The organism is Leptolyngbya boryana PCC 6306 (assembly GCF_000353285.1).
GTDB lineage: Bacteria > Cyanobacteriota > Cyanobacteriia > Leptolyngbyales > Leptolyngbyaceae > Leptolyngbya > Leptolyngbya boryana.
Window position 1 is genome coordinate 5,669,698 of sequence record NZ_KB731324.1, and the last position, 17,529, is coordinate 5,687,226.

Consider the following 17,529-nt stretch of genomic DNA (forward strand, 5'->3'; position numbering starts at 1 on the left):
TCGTTGGAACGGCGAACAGAGTCTTCTCACTTCGTTTCTAGTCTATTTGTCGCCGTTCAACTTACTGAAGTTCTTACCCTGATTCAGGCTGCTCAACGGAAAGTCCGTGCGATCGCAAACCCAGAAGTTAATCAAGCTCTATGGGAGCATTGGGAAGTATATCAGCGATGCTTTCGTTACCCGCGAAGCGCGATCGCAGAACCACATCCGAATGCGGACAAAATAACGATCGCGCAGCTTGGGTAGGATGCAAAGACCCTTATTTGACAACACTCCAGACATTTGCAGATTGAGCTTCTGCGATCGTAGGACTCCCTTGCCCTTGCGCCAAGGGCTGCAACGCATCTGGAAAGACCTCATGATAGGCTGCCCGCACCTGGGTATTGACCGCCACCGTTTTCACGTCATACATCTGGGTCGCCACCTTGGGATAACACCCGATCGTAATAATCAACCCCAGAAAACAAACCGCAATAAAAATCTCCCGGAGATTCGCATCCTTAAACTCTGCCTGCTCTGGTAACACACAGTCTGTCCCAAAACAGTTCGCCTCTTGGTTGCCCTGAGCCTTCAAATCTAGATCATTCAGATCACAAGCAGGCACTAAGTCACACATTTGATCAGCACTGGCTCCATGAAACACCTGCCGCACCATCGACAGCAGATAGATCGGTGTCAGAATCAACCCCACTGCTGCCAGGAAAACGGTCACCCAGCGAAAGGTCGAACTATAGATGTCCGTTGTAGCCAAGCCGACAAAAACCTCCAGCTCTCCGGCAAATCCACTCATCCCAGGCAAAGCCAAAGATGCCATTGTTCCAATCGTGAACAGAGCAAACACCGCGGGCATCGCTTCCCCCAACCCACCCAACTGATTCATCATCATCGTGCGAGTGCGATCGTAGGTCACGCCTGCCAAGAAAAATAACACTGACGCAATCAACCCGTGGGAGAGCATTTGCAGCATCGCCCCACTTACACCCAAATCACTATAGGAAGCAATCCCCAGCAGCACAAACCCCATATGAGAAATTGAAGAATAGGCTAACCGCCGTTTCATATTGGTCTGTGCAAAGGAGTTTAGCGCCCCATAGACGATATTAACCACTCCTAAAATCACCAACACTGGCGCAAAATACACATGGGCATGCGGCAACAGTTCCATGTTCAACCGGATCAGCCCATACCCCCCCATTTTCAGTAATACTCCTGCCAAAATCATCGAGACTGGAGAAGAAGCTTCGCCGTGGGTGTCCGCCAGCCAAGTATGAAAGGGGAAAATCGCCAATTTGACCCCAAACGCCACCAGCAGTCCAGCATACAAAAACAATTCCAGCCCTAAGGGAAACTCCCTTAACCCGAGTTCAGCAATATCAAAGGTGAGCGTATCCCCATAGAATCCCATCCCCAGGGCTGCCACCAAAATGAATATCGAAGCCAGCGCCGTATACATCAAGAACTTCGTCGCTGCATAGCCCCGATTTTGTCCGCCCCAAATGCACACCAGCAAATAGACCGGAACCAGTTCCACTTCCCACATGATGAAGAACAGCATCAGATCTTGGGCCACGAACACCCCCACTTGGGCAGCATATAGAACCAACATCAGGGCGTAGAACAGGCGCGATCGCCGATCCACCTGCCAGGCGGAAAACATCGACAGCGTCGTCACAAACCCCGCTAACAGCACGAGCGGAGCCGAAATACCATCCACCGACAGCGCCCAACTCAAGCCCAACTGCGGTAACCAAACCACCTTTTCTGCCAGTTGAAATGTCGCTTGGCTCGCGTCGTAATGCTGCCAAAAGGCATAGGACATCAGGACAAAATCAGCCATGCCAACCCCCAAAGCATACCAGCGGACAGTCTTGCCGCTTTTATTAGGGATCAAAGGAATGAGCAACGCGGCTACCAACGGCAGTAGGACGATCACGGTCAGCCACGGGAATTGTTCGATCATAATAGGAATAAATGCTTATCCGTTGAGTTAAGAATATCTTACGCAACTGTGAGACTCATCATCTATCACTCCTTTGCTAATTTGTCATGGACTTAGCACTATGTATTCAGATGTATCTAGTGTAGAAATGGCACAGTCTCTTCTTGGCGGTTAGATTCATCAGGTTGGCAAATGGTGTTTCATCAAGGTACACCTATAGACCCTTTTGACCAATCTGCGGTTTAGGGATAGATCGCAATGCACTGGAACTTTGAAGGAGGCTATTTTGAGCAGAAGCTAGCTACATCTGATGGTTGCGCACATTAGCCCCGAAACTTCATTCTGGGGCAGCAATAAGACTAAAGCGATTCTGTTTCGTATCGTTTCCAAGTCATATTCTTAGCCTGCTCTCAATCAGACATTAGCTACTTTTGCTCACTAATCCAATGAGCTAGACTAATCGCATCCTCAACTTTGATTGTTGTTTCATGTCACTATCTCACCTTTTTTCCGCTCTGCAAGTCGGTGCTTTAAAGCTGCCAAACCGAATCCTCATGGCTCCTCTAACCCGCTGCCGTGCAGATCAAGATCATGTTCCCACTCCATTGATGGCAGAGTATTACAGTCAACGTGCCAGTGCTGGATTGATCATTGCAGAAGCGACCGCTGTCATGCCCGGTTGTTCTGCATTTGGCGCTGACCCAGGAATTCACAATGATGCTCAGGTTGCCGGATGGAAACAAGTCACCGATGCCGTTCACGCCAAAGGAGGTCGGATTGTTCTTCAGCTCTGGCATGGGGGGCGAGCTTGTCACCCGTTGTTAAATAACGGTGCAATTCCAGTGGCTCCCAGTGCAATTCCGATTACAAACGACGAATTTCATGCGCCGCAGGGTAAAGTTCCTTATGCCACTCCTCGGGCGCTAGAGGATGACGAAATTCCGACGATTATTGCAGGGTTTCGGTCTGCTGCTGAAAATGCGAAAACTGCTGGATTCGATGGAGTCGAAATTCACGGCGCAAATGGTTACTTACTGGATGAATTCCTGCGCGATGGGAGTAATCAACGGAGTGGTGCTTATGGCGGTTCGGTCGAGAATCGTGCCCGTTTGATGCTCGAAGTGCTAGAGGCGACGATCGACGTTTGGGGCAGCGATCGCGTTGGGTTAAGACTCTCGCCGCTCAATAGCTACAACAGCATGAAAGATAGTGACCCGATCGGCACGTTTACTTGGTTAGCGACTCGTCTCAATGATTACAACCTTGCCTATCTGCATGTGATGCGGGCTGATTTTCTGGGTGAGCAACAAGGTGACGTAATGACTCCGATTCGTGCCGCTTACAACAGCGTCTTAATTGGCAATACAGGATATACGGCAGAAGAAGCGGAATCTGCGATCGCCAATGGTCAATTAGATGCGATCGCCTTTGGAACCTCGTTTTTAGCTAATCCTGATCTGCCGAATCGCTTTGCTCAAAATGCGCCGCTGAATCCTCCAGATCCGAGCAAGTTCTATTCATCTGGAGCGCAAGGATATACAGATTATCCGTATTTGGTTGCGGCTTGAGTCGCGGTGTGGCGAGTTGATTCGCTAAACGCGAAGAAGCAGGCTAAAAATCGTTGGAGCGGGCAGTTGGAAGTCTTTTCGTTTATCGTTTAAGTCGATCTGCTGCCGCTCAAGCGGGGCATTAGCTAGTAAGCTCGCATCGAAAATATAGGTTCTTTAATATCCCTGACGATTCCCCTTTTCCCAAAATTTCAAAATGCTGACATCGTATCGCTCATTTGCTAGTAAAACCTGTATGCCTTTTGCTTGGCAGTGTTGAGAAAAGAGCTTGAGTAGATATCGGCGATCTCCTTGATTGGGATCGATCGTGGCGAGAAATTTCTCAAATCCAAGACTGCTCAACCCATAGATAATTTGACGACAAAAATGCGCATCAGAATTGTACAAAAAGCCACCATGTCCATCAATTCCTGAGAAAATGAGAGTCACATAATCCCAAAAGCTTAAAAACGATTTTCCTAACGCCTTGCTCACGATTCCTTTGCCATTTTCTTTGTAGTCGGTGCAATCAAAGTATGTGAAAAGCTCAGCAATAAACCGCTCGTTTTCTACTCCAACTTCTTTTTGACGGGCTGAAAGTGGAACACCTTCGTGCAAATAAAGACAATTGAGAAACTCTTCACTCTTGAACGGAATCAGAATTCCTTGATCATCTAAATTGACAATTCCCATTTTTTCGACGGTGGCATTTGGAGATTTGACTAAAACATTGCCCAATCGATAGCCACCATCGCGCGTATTCGCCGGAAAGCTAAAATAATTAGCTGCGGTTGAAGCAATCTTCAGAACCATATCGCCTTCATTGCTAAAGAGATAGGCTTCATCAAAGCGGCGCAGCGACGATCGTAAAGGATTGCCTCGTCCTGAGATAATAGATTCTGATGAGATGTCAGGCGCGACCAAGACTAATCGTCCTAAGCGAAAAACATTGCCAATATTAGAAGAAGGGCACTTCTCTTTGTCTGTGACTTCTAAATTTCCGATCGATCTACGATCGAAAACATCTGACAATATTTTCACCGTATTCGTCACAACATACGCGCCCATGCTGTGACCGATAAAATGCAACCGAATTCGGCGATCGTTATTTTCTTCCTGTTCCCAAAACTCATAGTTTTGCCTCAGATTGTCCGTCGGAGATTGAGAAACAATCTGCTTATCTAACTGACGAATAAATTCAACTAAATCAGCAACTCCATAATTTGCTGCGCGATACGTGTCTCGAAAATAACCAGAGACGCGCAGTACAAAAACAGTCAGAATAACGACAAGGATCAACAGTGAAATTGTGAGGACAACGGAGGAAGCAATCAGAATGGTTAAATCGTTGATGACTTTAAAAATTGCGATCGCCGTGTTCAAAACTGCGCCAATTGCCCAGATCGACATCCCAAAAATTCCAGCCAACGCTAAAGGTTTCGGCAGTGCCCTAAAAGCGATACGAAGAAATTTCGTCAATTTTTGAACATTCTTAATCCAACTGCCTGTATTTGGCAAAACCTGCTCAGAAGGCCAGCGATATCCAATCACAACAAATCCCGGAGAAACTTGCGCGTCAAAATTTCTGCCAATGTATTTTCGCGTTTCTTCGTACCACCATCTTGAACCAGATGGGCTAGAGTTATAACCGTGAATGGCGATTAAAATCTCAGCATTGCCTTCATGCTGTTTGAGATAATCTGCAATTTCTTTTAAGACTTCGTTGGGATCTCTTGCAACTGTAATTTCTTCTTTGTCTTCGACATTAATCGGTGCAGTACTACTCACGATATATCCTGGAAACCGAATTCCTTCGTCTGCAAATTGCTCGATCGTGAGTAGATGATGACCCATGAGAATGTCCTTTTGCCTGTATCAATTCGTCGAATATGATACCGTCAGATCGCGGTTCTACTGGGAAAATTTGATTTCTCTTAAGCGAATCGGATATTGGCTTGTTTTAATCGGTTTAGGGCTTCCCCTAAGCGATCGCATTCTGCAATCAAACTAATTCGCACATAGCCTTCTCCGCCTGCGCCAAATGCATTCCCCGGAGTAACAACGACTCCAGTTTTTTGCAGCACGGACAGCGCAAAATCGGTTGATCCCATACCGGGTGGGCAAGGAATCCAGAGATACATCGTTGCACTCGGTTTCGGAACAGACCAGCCTAATTCAGCTAAGCCTGCAATCAGAAAATCTCGGCGGGTGCGATAGCGTTCTTGAACTTCGACCAAATAATGATCGGGCAAATTCAACGCGGTTTCTGCCGCAGTCTGAATCGCTGAGAAAATTCCATAGTCAAGATTCGTCTTCAAGGTTCGCAAGCCTTGAATCACCTGACGATTCCCGACGACAAACCCAACTCGCCAACCTGCCATATTGTAGGTTTTAGACAGCGTGTGGAACTCGACTCCAATCTCTTTCGCGCCTGGAATTTCGAGCAAGCTCGTGGGCTGATAGCCATCAAATGCCAATTCTGCATAAGCTTGATCGTGGACAAGCAAAATCTCATGCTTCTTGGCAAATGCCACAATCTCTTCAAAGAATTCGCGTGGAGCTGTTGCCGTGGTTGGATTACTCGGATAGTTAAAGTACAGAATTTTCGCTCTCTGAGCGACTTCATCGGGAATTGCACCCAGATCAATCAACCAATCCTGCTCAGCTTTGAGCATGAGCGGATAGAGTGTCGCACCCGCAATCAAGGGCCCGCGAAAATGGGGCGGATAAGAAGGACTAGGAACGAGGACAACATCTCCCGGATCAAGATAGGCGAGTGCTAAATGAGTCAAGCCTTCTTTTGAGCCTAACAGGGGCAACGCTTCTCCCTCGGAATCGAGCACGACTCCATATCGGCGCTGATACCAATTGGTAATCGCTTTGCGAAAATTCGCAGTGCCCTCAAAGGGAGGATAACCGTGATGTTTGCGGTCTTGAATGGCTGCGATCGCAGATTCGACGATCGGGGCTGGAGTCGCCCCATCTGGATTTCCCATTCCTAAATCGATTAAATCAACGCCTTGCGCTCTGGCATTGGCTTTTAGCTCATCGAGACGTGCAAACACATACTGAGGAAGCTTGGTTAAGCGATCGGCAGGAGAAATCCAGGGCAAATTCATGGGATTGAAACGGAGTCAGGACGACATTTTGTATGGCTGAGTTGGCTATTCTACCGCAGATTCAACCCCTCCAACATATGCGGATTTACGAGGCTTACTTAGATTTGATCTGGATCAACTCCTAGCGATCGCAATTTTTCTGCGAGTCGTTCTGCTCGCTGCCGTTCCGTCTCCGCTCGTAATCGTTCCGTCTCCGCTCGTTCTGCACCTGTGGGAATGACTTGTCCATCGCGAGAGCACCAGCGCAACCAGACTCGCGTGATGTCTTCTTCAAATTGTCCTGACCAGAGCGTCAGTCCTAATCCCACTTCTTCTAGCCACACCATCTGCCCGACATCGCTAATTCCTTGGGCAGGAGTTAACTCTGTATAACGACCTGCTGAATTCGACCACACCCGCAACAGGGCTGTATTCATGTCAGTTTTTGTCTGAATCTGGCGCAAGGGATCAAACACGACATAGTAAGGAATGCGAATTTGGGCATACAAGTCTTTTTTGGCAGTCGTTTTTCCCTTCTGCTTCGACTTAGAACTCAACGTCAGTTCGTCGCCCTCTTTATTCGAGACAATTTCAATACAAACTTCTGGGAGTTTGCCGAATTCCCAAACAAAATAAGCGCGATTTTCCCTTTGCGAAAAATCGTCCGCGCATTGCACTCCGAGACTCAGCATCATGTCTGGCACGATCGGATCGCCTTTGAGAATGTAGAACAGTCCGACATTTGCTGCGGCGAGAAACGGTGCCGGAATTGGTCTGGAACTGTAAAGCGGTTCCACCAATAACCGTTGTTGTTTCTCAGATTGCAGGTTGTCCACGGGCGTATCATCCTCGATCGTCAAATGGCTAATGTCTAGCTCGGTGACGATTTCATCCGTATTGATCAATTGCTGAGTCATGGGCAGCGACCAAACTCGATACTCTATTATCGTCGAATCTTTGTTCTAGCGTGAGAAGTTATTCGAGGAGCGATCGCAAAGAGTGTACTCGATCGCTCCTTACACCACATACAAAAATCCTACAAAATTTGGACTTCCCATATCTTTGGGATGGGTCTTGTTGTGGAACAGGATACAGCGACGAATCCATTGAATATAAGTTTGTTCAGTGCGATAGGAATAATGCTTCACCCGCAACAGGTCAGAGACTTGTTCGAGCAGTTTTCTGGGGCGTGGCTCCATTAGGGCAAATCCTAACTCCATAATTCTGTTATTCAGGATCTTAGGCAGACAGGAACAGGTTCTCTTTTGGAAGAAATACGGAAAGTTTCCGCCTAAGATCTCTGTCGAGGGGTATTATGCGGAAATCGTGTCGGGCTAAGTAGCTTGATTCGGACTTAGGCGGAAAGATTCTGGCTAAGTAGCCCAAATTGGGATCTTAGGCAGAAAAATTCAGTCCAAATAATAGTTAGTTACTCTCAATATGCTCTACATTGAACTTATGCGGGGTGCGGCAGAAGTTTTCTTTTTCATACAGAGGTTGATCCGGCTGTACTTGGTAACAACTCAATCAACCTCATTTCAACGTGAGATCGTTCTTACTGCACAATCTCGCCTCTGTCGCACGATCGCTGAATCTCTTCAATCTCAGTTCGCATCGTCGAATCAGGAGCCGTCGTCGAAACCATTGCTGCCATTAGCTGACTCGGAGCGACACTAAACGGTAATCGATGAATGTCAGAGTTCTCTGAACAAGCTACTTCCGCTGCCTGGTGAAGTTGCGCGATCGTTACTTCAGCTAATCCCAAATCTGCCAAAGTCTTCGGCAAACCAATCTCATCGTAAAACTTCAACAATTGCTGTCGAGAAGATGCTGCTAGTACATTTCCTTGTAGCATCTCTTCGAGTCGAAGCTGTACCAAAATGCCAAAAGCAACTTTCTCGCCATGCAGTGCATGATGGCTTTCTAGTAAATGAGTCAGCCCGTTATGAACCGCATGAGCCGCAACGGTTCGGCATTGTGCCCCACCGATTCCGCCAATCACACCTGCCATTAATACCGACGCATCTACTACTTCCTGCCAATCTGATCCCAAAGGATTCAGCAATGCAGCTTGAGACTTCTGGAACAAGATGTCTCTCAACACTCGCGCTTGTTGAACTGCGGCAATCAGCAACGTCTTGTCAGAATGACCGCTACTAACCGAAGCTTCATACCATTTCGCGATCGCATCTCCAATACCTGCAACCAACGTTCTCTGCGGTGCAGTCGCGACCAAATCGTAATCGAGCACCAGCAGATCCGGACACCGCGCTAACGCAACATCATAGAGAAACGCATGTTGGTCGGAATAAACATTTGAGAGAGCAGTCCAAGCCGCACAAGTTGCAGCAGACGTAGGAATCGTCACGATCGGTAAATTGCACTGATACGCGACTAATTTCGCAGTATCCAGTGCTTTTCCACCGCCCACTCCAATAATCAAATCAGCCTGATGATCCGCAACGGCTGCCTTCAAATTCGCCAAAGTCTTCTCACTACAATCCTTGCCATAAGAAGCTTTCTCAGCACTGAGCGAGTGAGATTTGAAAACAGACTTGAACCGAGATTTGACGACATCTAGCGATCGATCTCCTCCAATCATCAAAGGACGAGAACCGAGGCGCGCAATCAGATCCCCAACTTGTTCGATCGCATTAAACCCGCGAACAACTTGAGCAGGTGCGATCGACAACGAAACAATCGGATTCAATTTAGGCATGTTCAGAGATGAGAAACAAACGTTAAGCGGCTGGCTTGGGCAGTTGTGCCAAGCTTTCACGATACAACTTGATCGTAGCGTTTTCATCTTCGCGGATGGCAAGGGATCGCCGAACTTCACCTAAATATAAAGGTTGCGAAACTCCCGGTTCTGGATGCAAAACTGTCCGCAAGCGAATCGTCATTTGATCAGAACCTTGAGATAAGCGACCCGGAGAGAAAATGTCGATCGCAGCTTGTTTCAACGTCGCTTCAATTTGAGATTCGGTCACAGTTGGCGGTACAGTGATCACGACTTGCGCCGCTCCTGCATCAAATACGCGTGAATAATGGATCGAGTCTGGAATTTGCGGACGAGTATACAATCCCAAGCTGAGTGCAAAAATGCCTCCGGTGAGCACTGCCATAAATCCGGTGACTCCAACTAAGCGGAATCGAATTCCCCATTTGAAGAGAAAAGCGACGATCGCTAAAACGCCGAATGCGATCGTGGCAATTCCGAGGTACTGAGCATTTTGAATTAACTGAGCAGTGTCAAACATGGATCAAAAAGGCAAAAGGATATGTGGGAAGTACTAGAGCCAATCTTACCGTCTCTCACCTCAAATACGAGCGTTTCCAACCGTGTCGCTTCAGAGACTTGGAACAAGAAAATCGAATTGATCAAGAAAGCGCCACAACATTAATGGAAAGAAGAAACAGTATTGTCAGCTACCTGATCATTTTTCCGTTGGCTTTTCTCACACAATTCGGATTGAAATTTGATACTCTTATCCAATTAGTTCTTGGGGAACATTGGCGTGGATATTCAAATCGGTAGAGGTAAAACGGCTCGCAGAGCTTACGGGTTCGATGAAATTGCCCTTTCTCCGGGGAACCGGACACTAGATCCGAAATTAGCCGATACGCGTTGGACGATCGGCGGCATTGAGCGCGAGATTCCCATCATCGCCTCTGCAATGGATGGCGTTGTCGATGTGGGCATGGCAGTCAAACTCTCTCAGCTTGGAGCATTAGGTGTCATCAATTTAGAAGGGGTTCAAACGCGTTACGAAGACCCGAACCCAATTCTCGATCGCATTGCATCAGTAGGACCGACTGAGTTTGTGCCTTTAATGCAAGAACTCTACTCTCAACCGATCAAGCCCGAACTGATCGAAAAGCGCATTCAAGAAATTAAGTCGCAAGGTGGCATTGCAGCAGTCAGCGCGACTCCAGCAGGCGCAAGTCAATTTGGCATGATCGCAGCGAAAGCGGGTGCGGATTTGTTCTTCATTCAGGCAACGGTGGTTTCGACTGCGCATTTGTCTCCTGAATCGATCGCACCTTTAGATCTGGCGAAATTCTGTGAAGAAATGCCGATCCCGGTGATTCTCGGAAACTGTGTGACCTATGAAGTGACCCTGAATTTGATGAAAGCTGGAGCCGCAGCCGTTCTAGTTGGAATTGGACCGGGTGCAGCCTGTACGTCGAGAGGCGTGTTGGGAGTCGGTGTACCGCAAGCAACTGCGGTTGCAGACTGTGCGGCTGCCCGCGATGATTTCCAGCGTGAAACGGGTAAGTATGTGCCTGTGATTGCGGACGGAGGTCTGATTACTGGCGGTGATATCTGTAAATGTATTGCGTGCGGTGCGGATGCAGTGATGATTGGCTCGCCGTTTGCGCGTGCTCAAGAAGCCCCAGGTCGAGGATTCCACTGGGGTATGGCAACACCGAGTCCAGTCTTGCCGAGAGGAACTCGGATTCGAGTCGGAACGACGGGAACCTTGGAACAAATTCTGCGTGGACCTGCTCAATTAGATGATGGGACGCACAATTTACTGGGCGCACTGCAAACCAGTATGGGTACGTTAGGCGCGAAAGATATCAAGGAAATGCAGCAAGTTGAGGTGGTGATTGCGCCTTCATTGTTAACTGAAGGCAAGGTCTATCAGAAAGCTCAACAGTTAGGCATGGGCAAATAGAAGCAGTCGAAAAGCGGTATGATTCCTGAGTTTTATTTAAGGATTGCGAACGCTTCGATAATCTTTTGATCAATTCTTTAAGAGTTTTACCAGGAGTTGCAAGATTGCCTGGTAAAACAGATTCTGTCGTCTACAATGAGGGTAGCGGAGACGCATGTTTCCGTTCACTCCTCACACCACACTCCGCCTGAACTTCGGTTTAGGCGGTTCCTTATTTTTAAACCCATTCCTGACGCTGAGACAGACGGGAGTATCGTCGATCGCTGAGCTTGTCTGATCCGAATAGCGAGATGGTGATCCGCAGGGCGTACCGAACATATTAGATATTTGCGAGAGAAATGAAGACGAGTTGTGAATATCACAGTTTGGTGGCTTCAATTTTCAATGCCTAATTATGAACACTATCTCTGATCCCAGGGGTAATTCTCACTACCTTTTACAACTCTTTAGTCTATGTAAATGTCCGAAATTGAGAAAAACGATCGTCATCCGTAGCGTACAATACAGCGGTATATCATCTTCAAATCTATTGAACCTCTTGACAATTTCGCCGGAACTGGAAAAATCTGATATCGTCATAGAAATGAATACCAGAATACAAACTTCTGTAAAGTTCAGGTTAAGATATTCTGGTGGTGTGAGTAAGTACAAATCACTAACGATATGAAATCTAACGCTTCAAACGGACAGTTTAGTAACACAGCAGTCTGTGAACCTCAGACAGGTGCATCGAATCCTTCCCTAGAGAAACTAAAACTTCTCTATGGAGCCGACCAACAAGAAAAGCTGCAAGATTTGCAAGCTGAGGCTGATTCCCTCCTCAAACAGCTTCAAGCACTCAAGCAACAACGTACCGATCAGGCTGTCGTGACCATTTCATAAGCTCGTAGTTCAGTCGAAAAATAAAGGATAGGAAACAAAAGCGAAGTCTAGCTTTTCGATTTCTATCCTTTGTTTTTTGCAGTTTCCTCGGAACGATATACTAATTCAGTTATTGCCTCCGACATTGGCTTATGCGATCGTTCTGGTCTGATCCGTATTTGTGGATTCACCTTGCAGGAATTGCGGCACTGCCGCTGTCGTTGCTGATTTGCCTCTTGGGATTTGCCGCCGGTGATCCGATTTTGCCGCCTTGGTTAGAAATTGGACTCGTTGCGATCGCGGGAATTGCGCCGATCGCATGGATGCAGTCTCAAAAACCCTTCTGTATTTTTAGTCTGCTCTTCGTGGCATTGCGGCCGGAGCGGTTGAGTGAATTGCAACGAAAACTATTAGCGCTGTTTCTGGTGCGGCGAAGTCCGATCGGGATTGGCTTAGTCGCGTTAGTGTTGGTGCTGATTCTGAGATGGATTTATGCGATCGCGCCCGTTGCAGAAGCGATCACCCCGATTTCGTCTCATGGATTGGGCTTAATTGTTGCCGCGATCGGCTTTCTTGCCAGCAATTTGTTTGTGCAGGTTCCCTTCAGTGTTTTTCTCGTCATGGCATCGAGTGATGCAGATGTCATGCAGCTTGAACCGATTCCAGTCGATCAAGTTGCCAAACGATTTCTCGTATTTGGAATTCCGGTGAATCAAATCGTGCCGCCGCTGGACGTTCCGAAATCGACTTGATCCCGAAAATGTCTTCAACAGCACAGACGTTTTTGGTGAGTACGTTATTCTGGAATAGTTATGCTAATCAGTCTTGCTCTCTCACACAAAGGTATTTTATGGCTAACTCCTCCTATCCCGCTGATGCAGCCGAATTGAGCGATTCCCAAATGTGGGAAAGCTTGAAGCTTGCGATCTCTGAAAGTTCAGGGTTTCAAAGCTGGCAACTGGATCGGACGTCCCAAAGTCAAGATCTAGATGCGCTAGTTCATCAGTATTTGCGTGAAACGCTTGAAACGTTAGCTTATTAATTTTCAATGGTGTTCATTGAAAGCCGAGCTAAGGTTAGTTCGGCTATTTTATTTAGCGCAGCAATCGATCGAGCGGATTGCGTACACGATCGACAAATTGATTCAATTGACGATACGCCTCTTCAATGCGATCGCCATCGACAACGACTTCCTGCGTCGGATAATTCTGCAAAATTTCCAAAACGGTTAATCTTCCATCACTGGCTGAAACTGCCAGAGCACCCCGAAGTGCTTGCCGTTCTGCTCCACCTTTTGGAGTTTGAATCGCTTTACCTAATTGGTCGAGTACCGTATTGCCAACTGGGCTATTCAGAACGCGATCGAGCACAATTGGATTCACCTTAATCGGGCGAGTGAGGGTCTGACGCACCGTTTCTGGCTTTTGACCCGAGAGACGGAAATAAGTTTGTAAATCAGGTGAAGCTTGTCCCGTCTCTGCGAAGGTGGCGAGCTCTGGCACAGAAACGGATTCTTGCAAAATTTTGTATCTGAAAATAACTCGCTCTGCTGCGATCGCAGATTTGCTCAGCAGCAGCACGGCTCCAAGGGTGAGACAGGATTGTAGGATTTTCGACATTGTGGAAATCATTATAGATAGCTCCAATTTTTAGAATCCCAAGGATTCTGAAGTGTTCCTTAGAGTACTTTTTTCCGCTACGATCGACATCCTACGCAATCAATAGAGATCACATGGGCAGCACGTTTGGGCATTTATTTCGGATTAGTACGTTTGGCGAATCGCATGGTGGGGGAGTCGGGGTTGTGATTGATGGCTGTCCGCCCCTGATTGAGATTTCTGCGGAGGAGATCCAAGTCGAGCTTGATCGCCGTCGTCCCGGTCAGAGCAAGATTACAACGCCTCGAAATGAAGCGGATCACTGTGAGATTCTATCCGGCATCGTCGATGGCAAAACGTTGGGAACGCCGATCGCGATTATGGTGCGGAATAAAGATCAGCGATCGCAAGACTATACCGAAATGGCAGTCAAGTATCGCCCGTCACATGCCGATGCAACTTACGATGCAAAATATGGGATTCGAGCCGTCGCGGGCGGGGGAAGATCTTCTGCGAGAGAAACGATTGGACGAGTCGCAGCGGGTGCGATCGCGAAAAAAATCTTGCAGCAATCCGGCGTTGAAATCGTAGCTTATGTCAAACAAATTAAAGACCTTGAAGCAGCTATTGATCCGAATACCGTCACCTTAGACCAAGTTGAAAGCAATATTGTTCGCTGTCCTGATCCCGATTGTGCAGAAGCAATGATCGATTTGATTCAGAAAACGGGCGGGCAAGGAGACTCGATCGGTGGAGTTGTCGAATGTGTGGCGCGGCAAGTTCCGATGGGATTAGGGGAGCCTGTGTTTGACAAGCTAGAGGCGGATTTGGCAAAAGCCGTGATGTCACTTCCAGCGACGAAAGGCTTTGAGATCGGTTCAGGCTTTGCGGGAACGAGAATGACCGGAAGCGAACATAATGACGAATTTTATACCGATGAGTCGGGACGACTGCGGACAGTGACCAATCGATCGGGCGGTGTGCAAGGTGGCATCTCCAATGGTGAAAATATCGTTATTCGAGTTGCATTTAAGCCGACGGCAACGATTCGCAAAGAACAGAAAACCGTGACGAATACGGGTGAAGCTGTGACGTTAGCAGCGAAGGGAAGACATGATCCTTGTGTGTTGCCGCGTGCGGTTCCGATGGTGGAGGCGATGGTTGCATTGGTGCTGTGTGATCACTTGCTGAGACAGCGCGGGCAATGTGGCTAGGGTGATGGAGTCGTTAACTGCATGAATTTTGCAGAGTGGGGAGTGGGGAGTAGGGAGAACCCAGATTCAGATCCCTCCATTTCCCTATCTCCCTGCTAGATTGATTGTGATGAGCCAATAAGTAGATGAGCGGAATTCAACATCAGTATCAGTTTAGCGAGTTTTCTCGCTTCGTTGCTCACCCGTCCCGGAATGAATTCGGGACTAACTGTGCGAAGTCCACTAAAGGGACTGAAAGCTAATGACAATCTCTTCTTCAGTGGGTTTCAACCCACTTCGCACCGTTAGCCCGAACTTCCAGTTCAGGGCGGGTGAGCAACGAAGCGACTATGTTGCAATTCATTGCACCTTCCTACTTAGACTAATTGAGTATTCCTAGTCAGCGCTGTAATGGTAGCTTCACTACGCAAGTCGTGCCTTTTCCAGGGGTACTCGTAATCTGCATTGTTCCTTGATGTAAGTCCACACATTTTTGAACAACGACTAAACCTAAACCCGTGCCTGGAATCGAGCCTACATTCTTACCGCGATAAAAGGGTTCAACGAGTCGTCGCTGATCTTCTGGAGCAATGCCAATGCCTTCATCTTCAACGCTGAGAAGTACTGCATCCGATTGAAATTCTAATGCTAGCCTGACAGTTCCGCCTTTTGGAGAGTACTTGATCGCATTCGATAGCAGATTGGACAAGACAGAATGCATTAACTTCTCATCTAGCTCGATCGAGCAAGGTGTTCCCTGACAAGTAAACGTCAGACGATGCTGATTTCCTGCACTGAGCTGCATCTCCTCAACAAACTGATGACAATACTGGTCTAAACAGAGTGCTTTGGGATGAAACACTAAGTTTCCGGCTTCAGCGCGGTTAATGGTGAGAATGTCATCTAGCAATTGCACCATATTCTTGACGGAATCTTGAATTCGATGCAGATTGCGTAATCGTTTTTCAGTCTGATTCCATTCAACCTGAGAGGTTTCTAACACTTGAGCAGCGGCTAAAGCAGTACTCAATGGAGTGCGAAACTCATGAGATGCCATTGAGAAAAAGCGAGTTTTTAGGAGATTTAGTTCTTTCTCACGCTCTAGTGCTAATCGAATCTCATCGGCTCGTTTTCGAGCAGTCGTATCGCGCTGAACTGCAATCCAATGGGTATACCAACCCTGAGCATCGGCAACAGGGACTAAGCTAAATTCATTCCAAAATTCTGAGCCATCTTTCCGATAGTTAATCACTTCTACGGTGACAGATTCCCATCGATCGAGTGCATTGCGGATTTTTTGCAGTTCAGCGCGATCGGTCTTTGCTCCTTGCAGAATTCGAGGCGTTTTTCCTAAAACTTCTGCTGCCTCGTAGCCTGTAATGCGCGTAAAAGCTTCGTTCACATAGAGAATGCGAGGGCCTGGGTCATCAATCGGTTGAGCTTCAGTAATGATCACTGCATCATTCGTATTCACAACGACTGACTGTAAGAGTCGTAATTGTTCTGCTCGTTGCTTTTGCTCAGTAATATCAGCAATCACAGCAACCATCCCGCTGATCTGTCCATGACTATCTTGCAGCGGTGCAGCCGAGAAAATAATGTCGAGCGCGGTTCCATCTTTGCGATGCCGACAGAGTTCGACTCTTGGGTGTGTTTGACCTTCTAGTACGCTCTTTTGTAAGCTCGTCTCTCCTTCTAACGGATCATCGAGACGAATGGGACTCGGATGACCGAGTACTTCTGCTTCAGTCCAACCAAACATCTGCTCGGCGGCTGGATTCCAAATCTGCACATGCCCGACTCGATCGAGCATCAAAATGGCACGGGGCGAAGCAGTAACTAAAGCTTGTAAGGTATCGTTCGTATGACGTAAAGCGAGTTCGGTGCGTTGTCGCTCGATGATTTCTGCTCTTAAAGAAACATTCGCTGCTGCTAGTTCTGCGGTGCGTTGCTGAACTCGTTGTTCTAGATCAGAATTTAGCTGCTGAAGTTGGTTATAGAGTTCGGATTGTTGAATCGCGATCGCAACTTGAGTCGCAAGTTGCTTCATCAATTCCACTTCCCAATGTTTCCATTGGCGAGGACTCCGACAGTGATGAGCAATCAACAGTCCCCAAAGATAGGGTCGTTCGAGAGGCTCACGATGCTTTTGCAGAATGGGGACAACTAACTTTGCTTGCACCCCAAACTGCCGAACAAATTCTGCTAAACAAGGTTCTACATCTGCTTGCTCAACATCCGTAATCGCCCGAATTTTCCCCCAAGAGTAAGCCTGATGGTACTCTTGGGGAAACACTTCTTCTGGAAACCCTTGTCCTAGAATCTTGGGATAAGGCGGTAAGACGGTTTCGTGAATCGTACAACCTGTCCCATCATCCCAAAGCCGATAGATGAGGACTCGATCGGCGTTCAAAAAGCGTTGAACTTCCTCAACTGTTCGACTTAGCACCTCATCGAGATTCAGAGATTCACGGATATGCTGAGCAATCTGATTGACTAATCGCTCTCGATCGGTCTGCTGCCGCAGGATTCTTGCCTGCGTAACATACCGAGAAAGAGCGATGAGAAAGAAGAGTGCTAAACTACCGAGGACAAAGTGATTCACCGTGTT

16 protein-coding genes are annotated in these 17,529 nt (G+C 47.5%); 7 read left to right on the forward strand and 9 right to left on the reverse strand.

The window, feature by feature from the left end; all coding sequences use genetic code 11:
• Positions 1–3 precede the first annotated feature (3 nt).
• Complete coding sequence (locus tag LEPBO_RS0128280; RefSeq protein ID WP_017290963.1) at positions 4–246, forward strand: hypothetical protein; 243 nt, start codon at positions 4–6, stop codon at positions 244–246.
• Positions 247–259: 13 nt separating this feature from the next.
• On the opposite strand, the gene LEPBO_RS0128285 is transcribed toward LEPBO_RS0128280, so the two are convergent.
• Positions 260–1,960, reverse strand: a complete 1,701-nt coding sequence (locus LEPBO_RS0128285; protein ID WP_017290964.1) for an NAD(P)H-quinone oxidoreductase subunit 4 — start codon at positions 1,958–1,960, stop codon at positions 260–262.
• Positions 1,961–2,427: 467 nt separating this feature from the next.
• Between LEPBO_RS0128285 and LEPBO_RS0128290 the strand changes: the two genes are divergently transcribed.
• A complete protein-coding gene (locus LEPBO_RS0128290) occupies positions 2,428–3,507 on the forward strand; it encodes an alkene reductase (RefSeq protein WP_026148986.1) in 1,080 nt (359 codons plus the stop codon).
• A gap of 156 nt (positions 3,508–3,663) precedes the next feature.
• Here the strand turns inward: LEPBO_RS0128290 and LEPBO_RS38530 are convergent, their stop codons facing one another.
• The 6 genes from LEPBO_RS38530 to LEPBO_RS0128320 all read right to left on the reverse strand — a co-directional run bounded on the left by LEPBO_RS38530 (position 3,664) and on the right by LEPBO_RS0128320 (position 9,844).
• Positions 3,664–5,340 carry an alpha/beta hydrolase gene (locus tag LEPBO_RS38530; protein ID WP_017290966.1) on the reverse strand — a complete coding sequence of 559 codons (1,677 nt, stop codon included), beginning with the start codon at positions 5,338–5,340 and terminating at the stop codon, positions 3,664–3,666.
• Positions 5,341–5,420: 80 nt separating this feature from the next.
• On the reverse strand, positions 5,421–6,605 hold the full coding sequence (locus tag LEPBO_RS0128300; RefSeq protein WP_017290967.1) for an aspartate aminotransferase: 1,185 nt from the start codon (positions 6,603–6,605) through the stop codon (positions 5,421–5,423).
• Positions 6,606–6,703: 98 nt separating this feature from the next.
• Positions 6,704–7,501: a Uma2 family endonuclease gene (locus LEPBO_RS0128305; protein ID WP_017290968.1), complete on the reverse strand. Its 798-nt coding sequence runs from the start codon at positions 7,499–7,501 to the stop codon at positions 6,704–6,706.
• A 99-nt stretch (positions 7,502–7,600) separates the two neighbouring features.
• On the reverse strand, positions 7,601–7,804 hold the full coding sequence (locus tag LEPBO_RS0128310) for a phage integrase N-terminal SAM-like domain-containing protein (protein WP_017290969.1): 204 nt from the start codon (positions 7,802–7,804) through the stop codon (positions 7,601–7,603).
• A 335-nt stretch (positions 7,805–8,139) separates the two neighbouring features.
• Positions 8,140–9,303: an iron-containing alcohol dehydrogenase family protein gene (locus LEPBO_RS0128315; RefSeq protein ID WP_017290970.1), complete on the reverse strand. Its 1,164-nt coding sequence runs from the start codon at positions 9,301–9,303 to the stop codon at positions 8,140–8,142.
• A 22-nt stretch (positions 9,304–9,325) separates the two neighbouring features.
• Positions 9,326–9,844, reverse strand: a complete 519-nt coding sequence (locus LEPBO_RS0128320; protein ID WP_017290971.1) for a Ycf51 family protein — start codon at positions 9,842–9,844, stop codon at positions 9,326–9,328.
• Between the two features lie 258 nt (positions 9,845–10,102).
• Between LEPBO_RS0128320 and LEPBO_RS0128330 the strand changes: the two genes are divergently transcribed.
• From LEPBO_RS0128330 to LEPBO_RS0128345, 4 genes are all read left to right on the forward strand, one after another.
• Positions 10,103–11,266, forward strand: a complete 1,164-nt coding sequence (locus LEPBO_RS0128330) for a GuaB3 family IMP dehydrogenase-related protein (protein ID WP_017290973.1) — start codon at positions 10,103–10,105, stop codon at positions 11,264–11,266.
• 663 nt (positions 11,267–11,929) lie between these two features.
• On the forward strand, positions 11,930–12,148 hold the full coding sequence (locus LEPBO_RS0128335; protein WP_017290974.1) for a hypothetical protein: 219 nt from the start codon (positions 11,930–11,932) through the stop codon (positions 12,146–12,148).
• 131 nt (positions 12,149–12,279) lie between these two features.
• Positions 12,280–12,879, forward strand: a complete 600-nt coding sequence (locus LEPBO_RS0128340) for a low-complexity tail membrane protein (protein WP_017290975.1) — start codon at positions 12,280–12,282, stop codon at positions 12,877–12,879.
• A gap of 98 nt (positions 12,880–12,977) precedes the next feature.
• The gene (locus tag LEPBO_RS0128345; RefSeq protein WP_017290976.1) at positions 12,978–13,169 is read left to right on the forward strand and encodes a hypothetical protein; all 192 of its coding nucleotides are present in this window, start codon (positions 12,978–12,980) and stop codon (positions 13,167–13,169) included.
• A gap of 52 nt (positions 13,170–13,221) precedes the next feature.
• On the opposite strand, the gene LEPBO_RS0128350 is transcribed toward LEPBO_RS0128345, so the two are convergent.
• On the reverse strand, positions 13,222–13,746 hold the full coding sequence (locus LEPBO_RS0128350) for an alpha/beta hydrolase (RefSeq protein ID WP_017290977.1): 525 nt from the start codon (positions 13,744–13,746) through the stop codon (positions 13,222–13,224).
• Positions 13,747–13,859: 113 nt separating this feature from the next.
• Here LEPBO_RS0128350 and aroC point away from each other — a divergent pair, with 113 nt between their 5' ends.
• Positions 13,860–14,939 (forward strand): chorismate synthase, encoded by a 1,080-nt coding sequence (aroC, locus tag LEPBO_RS0128355; protein WP_017290978.1) that lies wholly within the window; start codon positions 13,860–13,862, stop codon positions 14,937–14,939.
• Positions 14,940–15,318: 379 nt separating this feature from the next.
• On the opposite strand, the gene LEPBO_RS0128360 is transcribed toward aroC, so the two are convergent.
• Positions 15,319–17,523: a sensor histidine kinase gene (locus tag LEPBO_RS0128360; RefSeq protein ID WP_017290979.1), complete on the reverse strand. Its 2,205-nt coding sequence runs from the start codon at positions 17,521–17,523 to the stop codon at positions 15,319–15,321.
• Positions 17,524–17,529: the final 6 nt, after the last annotated feature.

Coding starts and splice junctions, on each gene's coding strand:
- LEPBO_RS0128345 (WP_017290976.1), top strand. CDS start 12,978: ATGGCTAACTCCTCCTATCCCGCTGATGCAGCCGAATTGAGCGATTCC.
- LEPBO_RS0128290 (WP_026148986.1), top strand. CDS start 2,428: ATGTCACTATCTCACCTTTTTTCCGCTCTGCAAGTCGGTGCTTTAAAG.
- LEPBO_RS0128335 (WP_017290974.1), top strand. CDS start 11,930: ATGAAATCTAACGCTTCAAACGGACAGTTTAGTAACACAGCAGTCTGT.
- LEPBO_RS0128320 (WP_017290971.1), bottom strand. CDS start 9,844: ATGTTTGACACTGCTCAGTTAATTCAAAATGCTCAGTACCTCGGAATT.
- LEPBO_RS0128285 (WP_017290964.1), bottom strand. CDS start 1,960: ATGATCGAACAATTCCCGTGGCTGACCGTGATCGTCCTACTGCCGTTG.
- LEPBO_RS0128300 (WP_017290967.1), bottom strand. CDS start 6,605: ATGAATTTGCCCTGGATTTCTCCTGCCGATCGCTTAACCAAGCTTCCT.
- LEPBO_RS0128310 (WP_017290969.1), bottom strand. CDS start 7,804: ATGGAGTTAGGATTTGCCCTAATGGAGCCACGCCCCAGAAAACTGCTC.
- LEPBO_RS0128340 (WP_017290975.1), top strand. CDS start 12,280: ATGCGATCGTTCTGGTCTGATCCGTATTTGTGGATTCACCTTGCAGGA.
- LEPBO_RS0128315 (WP_017290970.1), bottom strand. CDS start 9,303: ATGCCTAAATTGAATCCGATTGTTTCGTTGTCGATCGCACCTGCTCAA.
- LEPBO_RS0128305 (WP_017290968.1), bottom strand. CDS start 7,501: ATGACTCAGCAATTGATCAATACGGATGAAATCGTCACCGAGCTAGAC.
- LEPBO_RS0128350 (WP_017290977.1), bottom strand. CDS start 13,746: ATGTCGAAAATCCTACAATCCTGTCTCACCCTTGGAGCCGTGCTGCTG.
- aroC (WP_017290978.1), top strand. CDS start 13,860: ATGGGCAGCACGTTTGGGCATTTATTTCGGATTAGTACGTTTGGCGAA.
- LEPBO_RS38530 (WP_017290966.1), bottom strand. CDS start 5,340: ATGGGTCATCATCTACTCACGATCGAGCAATTTGCAGACGAAGGAATT.